At 64.3% G+C, this 11,704-nt stretch carries 11 protein-coding genes; 7 read left to right on the top strand and 4 right to left on the bottom strand.

Going from position 1 to position 11,704, the window contains the following annotated elements; translation table 11 throughout:
• A partial coding sequence (locus tag NTW26_01920; protein MCX7021030.1) for an aminotransferase class I/II-fold pyridoxal phosphate-dependent enzyme occupies nucleotides 1-923 on the top strand: 923 nt, incomplete at its 5' end.
• A 196-nt stretch (nucleotides 924-1,119) separates the two neighbouring features.
• Complete coding sequence (locus NTW26_01915) at nucleotides 1,120-2,715, top strand: mechanosensitive ion channel family protein (GenBank protein MCX7021029.1); 1,596 nt, start codon at nucleotides 1,120-1,122, stop codon at nucleotides 2,713-2,715.
• 37 nt (nucleotides 2,716-2,752) lie between these two features.
• Here the strand turns inward: NTW26_01915 and NTW26_01910 are convergent, their stop codons facing one another.
• The 3 genes from NTW26_01910 to NTW26_01900 are packed head-to-tail and all read right to left on the bottom strand — an operon-like array spanning nucleotide 2,753 to nucleotide 4,631.
• Entirely contained in the window at nucleotides 2,753-3,736 is a 984-nt protein-coding gene (locus tag NTW26_01910; GenBank protein ID MCX7021028.1) for an FAD:protein FMN transferase, read from the bottom strand.
• Entirely contained in the window at nucleotides 3,733-4,155 is a 423-nt protein-coding gene (locus NTW26_01905) for a ribonuclease HI family protein (protein MCX7021027.1), read from the bottom strand. Before NTW26_01905 ends, NTW26_01910 begins: the two co-directional genes overlap by 4 nt.
• Nucleotides 4,155-4,631 carry a hypothetical protein gene (locus tag NTW26_01900; GenBank protein MCX7021026.1) on the bottom strand — a complete coding sequence of 159 codons (477 nt, stop codon included), beginning with the start codon at nucleotides 4,629-4,631 and terminating at the stop codon, nucleotides 4,155-4,157. The genes NTW26_01905 and NTW26_01900 overlap by 1 nt, the downstream gene beginning before the upstream one ends.
• A gap of 115 nt (nucleotides 4,632-4,746) precedes the next feature.
• On the opposite strand from NTW26_01900, the gene NTW26_01895 reads away from it, so the two are divergent.
• Nucleotides 4,747-5,892 carry a CoA protein activase gene (locus NTW26_01895; protein ID MCX7021025.1) on the top strand — a complete coding sequence of 382 codons (1,146 nt, stop codon included), beginning with the start codon at nucleotides 4,747-4,749 and terminating at the stop codon, nucleotides 5,890-5,892.
• Between the two features lie 294 nt (nucleotides 5,893-6,186).
• Here the strand turns inward: NTW26_01895 and NTW26_01890 are convergent, their stop codons facing one another.
• Nucleotides 6,187-6,459: an HU family DNA-binding protein gene (locus NTW26_01890; protein ID MCX7021024.1), complete on the bottom strand. Its 273-nt coding sequence runs from the start codon at nucleotides 6,457-6,459 to the stop codon at nucleotides 6,187-6,189.
• A gap of 430 nt (nucleotides 6,460-6,889) precedes the next feature.
• On the opposite strand from NTW26_01890, the gene NTW26_01885 reads away from it, so the two are divergent.
• The 4 genes from NTW26_01885 (at nucleotide 6,890) to nagZ (ending at nucleotide 11,664) form a co-directional block, all read left to right on the top strand.
• Nucleotides 6,890-7,339, top strand: a complete 450-nt coding sequence (locus tag NTW26_01885; GenBank protein ID MCX7021023.1) for an ATP-binding protein — start codon at nucleotides 6,890-6,892, stop codon at nucleotides 7,337-7,339.
• A gap of 283 nt (nucleotides 7,340-7,622) precedes the next feature.
• Nucleotides 7,623-9,668, top strand: a complete 2,046-nt coding sequence (locus NTW26_01880; GenBank protein ID MCX7021022.1) for an HD domain-containing protein — start codon at nucleotides 7,623-7,625, stop codon at nucleotides 9,666-9,668.
• A 28-nt stretch (nucleotides 9,669-9,696) separates the two neighbouring features.
• Nucleotides 9,697-10,146 carry a cob(I)yrinic acid a,c-diamide adenosyltransferase gene (locus tag NTW26_01875; protein MCX7021021.1) on the top strand — a complete coding sequence of 150 codons (450 nt, stop codon included), beginning with the start codon at nucleotides 9,697-9,699 and terminating at the stop codon, nucleotides 10,144-10,146.
• 204 nt (nucleotides 10,147-10,350) lie between these two features.
• A complete protein-coding gene (nagZ, locus tag NTW26_01870) occupies nucleotides 10,351-11,664 on the top strand; it encodes a beta-N-acetylhexosaminidase (GenBank protein MCX7021020.1) in 1,314 nt (437 codons plus the stop codon).
• Nucleotides 11,665-11,704: the final 40 nt, after the last annotated feature.

Here is an 11,704-nt window from a genome sequence, read left to right as displayed (position 1 = left end):
GCCCCGCCGAGGTCGTCATCGCCCCCGGAGCCAAGCCGCTCATCTTCTTCAGCTTCCAGGCCCTGGTCAACTCCGGGGAGCTGGTGCTCATCCCCGACATCAATTTCCCGGCTTACGAGGCCGCGGCGATGATAGTCGGCGCACGGATCGAAACCTACCCCCTCCTCCCGGAAAAGGGCTTCCGGCCCGACCTGGACTGGCTCGCCGAAAAGGCGGACGCCGATAAAATCCGGATACTCGTCACCAACAGCCCCCACAACCCCACCGGCGGGATGTTCGCCGGGGAGGATTACGCCCGGATTGCCGAGCTCTCGGAGAAACACGGGTTCTGGGTCCTCTCCGACGAGGTTTACTCCTCCATCGTCTACGACGAACCTCACGTATCGGCGCTCGCCTTTGACTCCCTCAAGCCCCGGCTGATAATGGTGGACGGTTGGAGCAAAACCTTCGCCATGACCGGCTGGCGCCTGGGTTACGGCGTCGTCCCCGAGCTCCTGGCCAAGAAGCTGGCGACCTTGACCACCAACTCCAACTCTTGCACCTGCACCTTCAACCAGTACGGGGCGCTGGAGGCGATAAAGAATCCCGAGAGCTGGAACGCCGTGGAGCGGATGCGACAGAAGTTCGCCGAGCGCCGCGCATATCTCATCCCCGCCCTGCGCAAGCTCGGCTGTTTGAAGGTGAACGAGCCCAAGGGGGCTTTCTACGCCTTTGCCGACCTCTCGAGCCTGGGGATGCCCGCCAAGGAGATAAACGACCGCCTGCTCGAGGAGGCCCATATCGCCGCGCTCCACGGCACCGCTTTCGGTTCCGCCGGCGAGGGCTACATCCGCTTCAGCTTCGCCAACAGCCTGGTAAACCTGCAGAGCTTCGTGGACCGTCTCACCGCCTGGGTCGCGAAGTACTGTCCGGAATGCGCCTAGCTCCGGGGTCCGCGGGGGTGGAGCCGCAGACAGGCAAGGGGTTTAACCGAGCGAAGCGAGCCCGTAGGGGCGACCCTCTGCGGTCGCCCGCGGGCGGGGACAGAGCCCCGCCCCTACGTCATCGCGAACCGAGCAAACCACCGGAGGTCACCCGACCGCGTGTGTTAGAATCGCCCGGGATGAATAGGACATTAAAGTGAAACAGGTTCTCCTCATCGCCCTGTTCCTGCTCCTCCTCCCCGTCACGGCGCAGACTCCGGTGGAGGCGCAGCCACGGCAGGCGGAGGAGGTGCTCCGGGAGGCCGGGTTCAAGCTGCCCCATCCCAAGGGGACCGAGCGGGGGAAGCCCGAGTGGCGTCTGGCCCGTCGGTACAACTTCTTCCTCCGCGTCCTGTTGCTGTTCATCAGTGTCCTGGGCGCCCTGGTCTGGGTGAATGTGACCGGGGGTTGGTTCTACATCGTTGTCACGTCCGTCGCCAGCCTCTCGGCCGCCTTCCTCTTGATCAACATCTTCAGCTACTTCTTCTGGGAACGAAACCGGGAGAAAAGGCAACGCAAGCCGTTGCCCGCCCTCTTTCAGCAGGTCGTCCGCGGGCTCGCGTACTTCGTCGCGCTCGTGGCCGTCATCGGGACCGCGACGAAACTGGACATCTCGGCGCTCCTGGCCTCGTCGGCGGTGCTCTCCCTGGTTTTGGGCCTGGCGCTCCAGGACACCCTGGGGAACGTCTTCGCCGGGATGAGCATCCAGGCCAGCAAGCCCTTCCAGATCGGCGACTGGTTGGCGATCAAGGAGTTCGAGGGCCAGGTTGTGCAGATGAACTGGCGCGAGGTGCGGATCCGCACCTTCGACGGGGACGACGTCATCCTGCCCAACAGCGTCATCGCCTCCTCGGACCTGTGCAACTACTCCCACCCCACGACGAAGCACGTGGCCGATCTGAATATCGGCATCAGCTACCAGGACCCGCCCGAGAAGGTCCGCCGGGTCATCCGCGAGGTGCTGGAGGATGTGGATGGGATCGAACCGGCTCAGCAGTGCCTCTATCTCACGGATTTCTATGAGTTCTCCATCAAGTATCGGATCCGCTTCTACATCCACGACTACTCCAGGTTGCGCAACGTGCGGGCCGAGGTGATGAACCGGCTCTGGTACGCCTTCAAGCGCGAAGGCATAACCCTCCCCTTCCCCATCCGCGACGTCTACTTCCACCAGGTGGACGACCGGGTCTTGGAGGAGGGCGCCCGGAGGTCACTGGCCCGGCGGATCGAGATGCTCCACGGCGTGGACCTTTTCTCGCCCCTGAAGCCGGAAGTGTTCGAGAAGCTCGCCCGGGTTTTCAAGACCCAGCTCTTCGCCCGGAGGGAGGTCGTAATCGAGCAGGGGGTCGAGGGCGACACCTTCTACCTGATCGGGAGCGGCCGGTTCGAGGTTTTCGTGAAGAAGGCGAAGGCGAAGCACCGCTTCGGGGTCAAGGTGGCCGAGCTGGGACCGGGCAACTTCTTCGGCGAGATGAGCCTGCTGACGGGCGAGGCGAGGACCGCCACCGTCGTCGCCGTCGATGAGAGCGAGGTTTACGCCCTGGGGAAGGAGGATTTCAGGGAAATCCTCCAGGGGCACCCCGAGGTGAGCGCGCAGTTGGCCGTGGCCGCCAGCGAAAGGGTCACCCAGAACCTGGCCCTCATATCGAAGTACCTCACCGAGCACGAGCAGAAGACGATGGCGGAAAAGGATAAAGCCGACCACATCCGCCGGGCCATCCTCGGTCAGATGCGGGAGTTCTTCGGTTTCTAGCCTGCGGGCGATGCGGCGGGGCTCCCGGAGCCCCTTTTTATTTCCCGCTCAGGATTTTCAGCCTTTCCACTAGACCGTCCGTGACGGCGTAATCGAGCTCCCCGTCAGCCCCGGTGTATATCAGCAGCCCCTCCAGCTCGTCGTCGGCCTCCAGGAGCCTCAGCCCCTTTTCCGGCCCCAGGACGAACACGGCGGTGGCGTAGGCGTCGGCCAGGACGCAGGTAGGCGCGGTGATGGTCACTGAGATTAGCCCCCGCGCGGGGCGGCCCGTTTTAGGGTCCAGGATGTGGTGGTAGCGCACGCCGTCCACGACGAAGTAGCGCTCGTAGTCCCCCGAGGTGGCCACCGCCCCGTTCTCCAGTTCCAGGACGGCGAAGAGTTCCCCCGGCGCCCGGGGGTGCTGGACGCCGATGGTCCACGGACCGCCGTCGGCTCTCTCCCCGAACACGGCGATGTCCCCGCCGATGTTGACCAGGCCGGCCTCGGCGCCGGCGTCCGCCATCGCATCGAGGGCCCGGTCCACGGCGTACCCCTTGGCCACGCCGCCCAGGTCCAGGGCTACTCCTTCCGGTATATCCACGCCGTCCCCGACGAGCCCGATCCGCCGGTAATCCACACGGGTGAGTATCCCCGAAATTTCCTCGTCGCCGGGCACCCTCCGTTTATCCCCGTTGAACCCGTAGGCTTCGATGAGGGGCAGGACGGTGGGATCGAAAGCGCCGCCGGATTTCTCGGCGACCCGGAGCGACACCTCCAGGACCTCCGCCAGCTCCGCCGAGACCCGTACCGGTCCCCCGCCCGCCGACAGGTTGAGCCGGTACAGCTCCGCCTCGGGGTTGTAGCAGTCGGCCCAGCCCTCCACGGCCTCCACCGCTCGCCGGGCACCCTCCAGCGCGCGGTCCCCACCCACGGCGCAGAGCTCCACCACCGTGTCCATGGCGATAAAGTCGTCCCGCTCCTCGGCGGCGCAGGATATGAGCAGCGGGAGGAAAAGGGGTGCGGCTCGGAGGATTTTTCTCACAGGGTGTCGGGGTTCCGGCCGTCGAGGGCGGCGTTGACGAGGGAATCGGCGAGGCGGTTCTCCTCGCGGGGGATGAAGTGGAAGCGGACGCGGGTCAGTTCCCGAGCGAGGGCGAGCGCCCTCGTCTTGAGCTCGGCGAGGCGCGGGTCTTTCGTCCTGTACTCGCCGGTGAGCTGGCGGACGACGAGTTGGGCGTCCAGGTAGACGTCCAGCCCGGTGAGCCCGAGTTGGCGGGCGAGCTCCAGGCCGGCGATGACGGCGGAGTACTCGGCGACGTTGTTCGTGGCGCGTCCGATTCTCCCCGCGCGCCGGAGAAGCTCGTTTCCGTCCGCATCGTAGAGTACGAGCCCGTAGGCCGCGGGGCCGGGGTTTCCCCGGGCCCCACCGTCGGTGAAGAGCCTGGCCGGACCTTCCCCCATCATCCTCCGAAGTAGGCGGTGAAGTCCGCCCGGCGGTCGTCCAGGAAACCGGCGGGATACTCAACCGCGGGGAGGTCGAGGTCCCCGATTACCGCACTCAAACCGGAGGGCAGCTCTCCGGGGAGGGCGTCGTAATTGATCAATCCCTGCCAGAAGCCGATCAGCGTCTCGTCCCCGGTGTCGAAGAGGAAGAGCTCGAGGGTAACACGCTCACCGAGGTAGCCGCAGTTGACGACGAGAAGCCGGTCAAGGCCGTCCGCGGCGGCCGTCCGGTTCATCCCCGCCAGGTTTCCCGGCTCCGTATCGAAGTCCGCCATCTCCGCCACATACCACACGGTGTCCAACGCCCGGGCCAGCCACACCGAAAGGCCGCCCGAGAGCCACTCGCCGGGGTCGAGGGGGAACACGGCGGTGCCGGCGCCGGTGGCGGACGCGGCAAAGGCAAATAGGACGAAGACCGCGAGTGAACGCTGCAAGTCGCTTATCCCATCCACCCTGAAGGTCGGGCAATCGGAGGAGGTTTGTAGACAAGGTGTCGCTCTCGGGGCTATTATACCAGCCGACGGCGCAGTTAGTGGAGAGGGCAATGGCATGAATATCACCACCCCGCGCATGGGTCTCTGCCACATCGGCTACCGGCGCTTTCTGGAGGGCTTCGGGCACCGGGTCTTCATCCCGCCCCCCCCGACCAAGCACACCCTCTCCCTGGGTACGCGCTACAGCCCCGAGTTCGTCTGCTTCCCCTTTAAAATCATCACGGGGCAGTATTTCCAGGTGCTGGCGCAGCACCCCGAGATAGAGGCCATTTTCACCTCGGGGGGTCGGGGACCTTGCCGCGCCGGGCTCTACGGCGTCCTACACCGTCAGATACTGGCCGAGCACGGCCACCCCCTGGAACTCTACCTCCTCGAACCGCCCATCATCACCAACATCAAGCGGATGAGCCCGGGCATGACCTGGGCGGAGCGGATTACACAGACCGTGTATGCGTGGCGCTTGCTCAAGGCGGTGGAGGAGATCGAGCGCCTGTCCCATTTCTACCGCCCGCGCGAGCTCTACCCCGGCTCGACGGACCGGACCATGGACCGGGCGCTCGCGCAGGTCGCGAAGATACCCACCATCCACCGCTACGACGACCTGGTGGAGTGTATAGGGCGTTTCTTCTCCCGGAACGTACCCATCAAGCGCGACTTCGAGCCGCTCCGCGTCGGCATCGTCGGAGAGATTTTCGTCGTCCTGGACGCCTTCGCCAACTGTGACATCGAGCGGACCCTGGGCTACATGGGCGTCGAAGTCCACCGGAGCCTCTACGCCACCAAGTGGCTCGTGGGCGGAATCTACCGGCGATGGACCAAGCACCGGATTGCCAGGGCATCGTCGCACTTCCTCCAGTTCTGGGTCGGGGGGGATGGGCGCGAGAGTGTAGGAGAGAGCGTCATTTACGCGCGAGAAGGCTTCGACGGCGTGATACAGCTCTCGCCATTCACCTGCATACCGGAGATTGTGGCCAAGAGCATACTGCCGCGCATCGGGGCGGTGACCGGCATGGCGGTTCTTTCTCTGGATATTGACGAGTCCACGGGACAGGCGGGATTGCAAACGAGGCTCGAGGCCTTCGTGGATATGCTCTGGCGTAAAACCAGCGAAGTACGCGGCCGTGAGGTCCTTTGCGGACGTCGCGCCATCGCCGACGGGCGGACTCAGCCGCGGACTAGGGACGCCGCGAACGTGACGTGAGATCAGGTTACCGAAGACTTGCGAAGTGCTCAGGCGCCCGATTCGTAATCCCGTTAAAAAGGGTTCCTTCAAGGGGCTCATTTCGGTCTTTCCCCACAGTCGTTTCGTCATCCTCGTTGTGCTTTTAAAAAGGGCCACTTTGGGGGGGCTATTCTTGCGAAGCTATTAAAGGTGGTCGTCGAAGCCGATTATCTCTGCGCAAAAAAGGGCCCCCATCAGGTCGTTTCGTCATCCTCGTTGTTCTTTTAAAAAAGGGCCCCCTTTGGGGGCCCTTCTTACGAACGGGTTATCCCGTTACCGAACCAGGTGCTTGAGCTCTTTGCCTGCGCGGAAGTTCGGAACCTTGCGGGCCGGGATGTTGATTTTCTGCTGGGTCCGCGGGTTGCGGCCGGTGCGGGACTTCCGCTGTGCGACGAAGAAGGTGCCGAAGCCGACGAGGGTCACACGCTCGCCCTTCTTCATGGCGCCCTTGATGCCGTCAACTACGGCATTGAGGGCCTGGCCAGCCTGGCGTTTGGTAAGGCCGGTCTGGCTGGCAATGCGATCGATGAGGTCTTGCTTGGTCATTTTTCCCCCTTGGGGTAGCGGCGCTTACGCGCCTGTCTCGTTTTATGGACCTTCGGCTCCCCGATTGCCAAGAATTGGAACCGGGGCTTACCGCATGTGAAGCGTTGTTTAATGCGCTTTTACAGCTTTGCTGCAGCTGATGGATCTACTATAAACAGGCTTTCAAAGGCTTGTCAAGAAAAATATTGCGAAAAAACCGCTCCCCCAGCCCTTTTAGGGGGATAATGGCCCTCGGTCCCCGGGGTATGTAGAACGTAATATGTTGTATATCAAAGAGTTATCGAGTGTCCGCTTTAGAATCGGCCGCGTTGACTTTTTTTACGCCAAGCCCTATCATTGCTTGCTGATAGGGTCTTTTTACCCTTTGAACACGGGTTTCAGGGGTCCCGCGAACCCACGGGCGATGAAACACGAACGGTACAGTATCCGTTTGAAATCCGACCTTGAGGCCCTGGCGGGCATCAAACGGTTCGTCAGCCGGGTGGCCTCCCTGCACGGCGTACCGGGAACCGTGCGCGACGACATCACCCTGGCGGTTTACGAGGGCTGCGCCAACGTCATCGAGCACGCCTACAGAGACTCCCCGGAGCGCGACATCGAGGTGGAGCTTGAGATACAGGAATCCGCGGCGATAATCTTCATCTACGATACGGGCCCCCCCTTCCGGCCTCCCGACGACGCGGATCGCGTCTCGCCCGACGTGTGGGAGCTCATTGACCGGGGGGCCGACGGAGGGCTGGGCCTCTGGATGATCCGCAACCTGATGGACGAGGTCAGCTTCTACAATCGAGACGGCCTGAACGTCCTGGAGATGAAAAAGTTGTTCGAGGTTCGACCTACGGTTCGACCTACGGTTCGACCTACGCCGAAGCGGGGTTAACATACGGGAAGGGGTCTCTAGCGGACCCCGCGGCGGTGAGTTACCGGCATAGGAGCGGATTAGGGTTGCGCCGTTTATGGAGACGAGGGGCTTAACCGAGCGAACCGAGCTACGCCCCCGGCGAACCGAGCTATGCCCCTGGCAAACCGAGCGGAGCGAGCTACGCCTCTGGCGAAACCCCTTGCCTCCTCGGAACTGGCACGCTTTTTGATGTTTAAGGTCATTCGGACCCTCCACTGCGCATCTTAAAACCGGCACCACGCCCACGACCATACGGCGAGCCATGCACGAGCTCTCCATCGCCCTCAACCGCACCAGCCCGGACGGCGTCCGCGTCTATGAAATTTCCGGCATGCTCGGCATCGAGGGCTCGACGGACATACAGAAGCTCTTCGAGACTTGCCTGGGCGAGGGTGTGTACAACAGCGTCTTCATCCTCGATAAGCTCGAGTTCATCTCGAGCGCGGGTGTGGGCGCCTTCATCTCCGTGGCCAAGGAGATCCGAGCCTCGGACGGCGACATCGTTTTCGCGGTAATCCCTCCCCGCATCCGTCGTGTGCTGGAATCTTTGGACCTTTTGGATTACTTCAAAATTTACGACTCGGTTGACGAGGCCCTGAACCACTTTTCCCGGCTCACCCCCACGACGTCCGAAGTCCCAAGTGCCCCGTCCCCCATCGAGGTTCCCCTCCGCTCCCTGGCCACCCCAAAGGACGTGCTCGAGTTCTCGGATGTCCTGGTCCGTCTCCGGAGCACCGATCAGCCAATCGCGCTTGCCCTCAGCGCCGCGGTCCACGCCTTCGGTATTCCGTGGATGGCGCTTTTCACCCAGACGGGCGACGGTTTTTTCGCGCCCCTGGTCGTCGCCGGTCAGGGCACCGGCATCGGCCCGGGCTTCCGCCTGCCCGTTGACGGGGCGTTCGTGGACCACCTGCGCGGCGCGAAGAACGATTTCATCCTCTTCCCGCGCTGGCGCCGGGCGTTCCCACCGTCGGAGGAGCTCGAGACGCTGCAGATGACGGGCACCCAGGGTATTTTCCGCTTGCGGAGCGGCGAGGGTCTCCATGCGTTCATCTGCTTGGGTCCCAGCCCCATCATCGAGGGTGAGGTCGAGGCCCTCTCTCTTCTGGGCCGACAGCTCAACTGGTTCGTCCTCTACCACCTCTCAATCGAGCCTTTGGTCGGCGAACTGGCGGCCACCTCGGAGCGACTGACGCGCTCGGACGAGGCGCTGACCCTTGCCGGTAAAAAGCTCAACCGCAAGACCCTCGAGCTCAAGACCATGTTCCAGGCCGCCCGTGATTTCAGCACCCAACTCGCCGTTCACGAGCTATTGAACACCTTCCTGGTCATCGTCATCGGGCAGCTCGGCGTCAGTCGCACGGCGGTCTTCCTGATGGAGGGCGACCACCTGAACCTCAAGATGGCCAAGGGCATCACTAACGAGCTCGACCTGACTTATTCCCAGGTCCTCTCCGAGGATTTCCGCCGTGAGCTCTTGGAGGCGAAGAGGCCGTTGCCGCTGGAAGCCCTGACCGAGGGCGGCGCGGGCAGCCTGACGCAAAAGCTGACCGAGCTGGGCCTGACGATGGTCTGCGGGCTCGTATCCACGCGCGAGTTCCTCGGCGTCCTGGCCCTGGGGCCCAGGGTCGGGCAGACGGATTACGACGCCGAGGAGCTGCGCCTCATCTGGAGCCTCTCCAAGCAGGTGTCCGTCCATCTGGAGAACGCTCGGTTGTTCCAGCGGTTGCACAAGCACGACCGCGACACCGTCGGCCGCCTCATCGCCGCCATAGACTCCCGCGACCCCTATACCCGCGGCCACTCCGAGCGCGTCAGCCGTTACGTGGCCCAGCTAGCGCAGATGGCGGGCCTTCCCCGGCAGGAAATCCACCAGATCGTCTACGGCGCCATTTTGCACGACGTCGGCATGATAGCCACCCTGGCCGACGCCACCATCCAGGACACGGTGCAGCTCTCCGAGGAGGAGCAGAGACAGGTGGAGGCGCACCCCGAGGTCGGCGCGGACATCCTCAAGCTCTTGGGGTTCGACGAGGAGTGCATCAAGACCGTCCGCCAGCATCACGAGCGCTGGGACGGCAAGGGTTACTCCCTGGGGCTCACGGGCGAGGAGGCTTACGTCGGCGCGCGCCTGGTGGCGGTCGCCGATTCTTACGACACGATGATTTCGGGGCGGCGCTACCAGCAGCCAAAAACTGCGCGGTCGGCCCTGGCCGAGCTCGAAGCCGAGGCCGGCTCGCGGTACGATCCCAAGGTGGTGGCCCTCTTCGTCCGGCTGATCGCCTCCAAGGACGGCGACGAGGCCTGACCGCTTTTACCCAGCTGAAGGAGCATGAGTGGCGGATACGGACAGCAAGGTCAGGATCTATTCCGGCGAGGTCGAGACCAGCAGCGCCGCCGCTTTCGGCCTGGCTATGGTACGACGCGGAAACGGCGCACGGGTGGCGGTGGTGCGGTTTCTGAGGCCGGAAACCTCCGGGGAGGCCGAGTCGGCGGTCAAGCTGGGAATCGAGGTTTATCCATCCGACTTGAGGGTGGACGGGCGGAGCTCGGCCCAGAAGGGCTGGCGGACGGCCCTCGACTTAATCGTGGCCCGGGGCCACGACCTGGTGGTGCTGGACGGGCTCCTGGACGCGATGGAGGCCGGTTTTATCCCCCTTGCGGACGTCGAGACGTTATTCGAGGTGGGATTCCCCGTGGAACTGGTTCTCACCGGTCGGAAAGCGCCGGTGGAGTTGGTGAAGCGGGCCGATACCGTCGTCGAGATGCTGGACATCAAGCATTGACGTTGGCGGGCCGTTTCCCGATCAGTGCGAGAGCTCGATTTGGATTCATCGGCGCATCGTGGTGCGGTTTTCGTTGCCGGAGGGCGGCCAGGGCCCTCCTCCTTACAGGGAAGTCATTTTGCCGCGGCAGAATGGCAGGCCCCTCTGTAACGCGGAGCGGACATGACCGAGACGGCGTTGTTTAACCCTTGAAAGGGCGGAGCGTTGAAGGTCGTCCTTTTTACAGTCGTTACCATTCTTCTGGCGGCCGCGCTCGTCCTGGCCTTTTTGCCGAACCGGCTGGGTTTCGGCCCTTACGCCGAGGAAATCGCCCTGGAGCGTTACGACGTACGGAGCGCGCTTCTGGAGCGCATCGGGGAGCTCACCGACGAGGAACTGGTCGGGCAGCTCTTCGTGGTCGGAATAGACGGTCTCGACCTGAACGACGCGCTGGTGGAGAGGCTGGCCGGGCTCCGGCCCGCCGGGGTCATCCTTTTCGGCCGGAACATCGCCGACGCCGCTCAACTGCGGGAGCTGACCGGCGCCCTGCAGGCGGAGGCCGCGGAGTTGGGCCTGCCCGGTCTTCTCATCGCCGTGGACCAGGAGGGGGGGAGGGTCCGGCGGCTGAAGGACGGCTTCACCGCCATCCCGGCCATGGGTGAGCTGCCGGGGAGGACGGACCCCGCGGGCGCCGAGACGGTGGGGGAGGTCATCGGCCGGGAGCTGGCCGCGGTGGGCTGCAACTGGAACCTGGCCCCGGTGGTGGACGTTTTAACGAACCCGTCCAACCCCGGTATCGGAGACCGATCCTTCTCCTCGGACCCGCAGGTGGTTTGCGAGTACGCAGCCGCCGTGGCCCGGGGGATTCTCGCCTCTGGCGTCGCCGTCTGCGCCAAGCACTTCCCCGGCAAGGGCGAGGCCGCCGTGGACGCCCATTACGACCTGCCGGTCATCAACGTGAACCGGGAGCACCTAGAGGCTTACGAGTGGCCCCCCTTCCGCGCGCTTTTAACCGACGGTCAGTGGCTCAAGGCGGCGATGGTCAGCCACGTGGTCATCCCCGCCTTGGACCCCGACCTGCCCGCCAGCCTCTCCCCGGCGGCCTACGACACCCTGCGGGGCGGGATAGGCTTCGACGGCTTGGCGGTGACCGACGACCTGGAGATGGGTGCGATAGTGAAGAACTACGGGCTCCCGGAGGCGGCGGTGATGGCGCTCGGCGCCGGGGCCGATCTGGTGCTCGTCTGCCACACGGCCGCCCAGATGACCGGGGCCCGGGACGCCGTCCTGGCGGCGTTGAAAGAAGGCGGCCTGGAGCGCGATTCGCTCCGCCGCCACGTTCTGCGGACCTGGCTCTTCAAGCTGGCCCTGGGCCTGCCGTTGCCCGACTTCGCCGATTACAACTGCGCCTTCGGGGAGCTCTGCCGGCGCCTGGGGCTGGACCCCCTCGAACGGAGGCGGCTGTTGAACAACCCGCCCGACGTCTCGGTCTGCGGCTCGGCCGAGCACCGGTCTCTCATGGAAGGCGCCCTGCGCTAACCCGGCGGCGTCCACTCCCCGGCGCCCGCCGATTCCCGCA

It is taken from the genome of bacterium (assembly GCA_026398675.1).
In the GTDB taxonomy this organism is placed as follows: Bacteria; RBG-13-66-14; RBG-13-66-14; order RBG-13-66-14; family RBG-13-66-14; genus RBG-13-66-14.
Note: the sequence above shows the minus strand (reverse complement) of the source record. Positions and strands in the feature narration are given on the sequence as shown.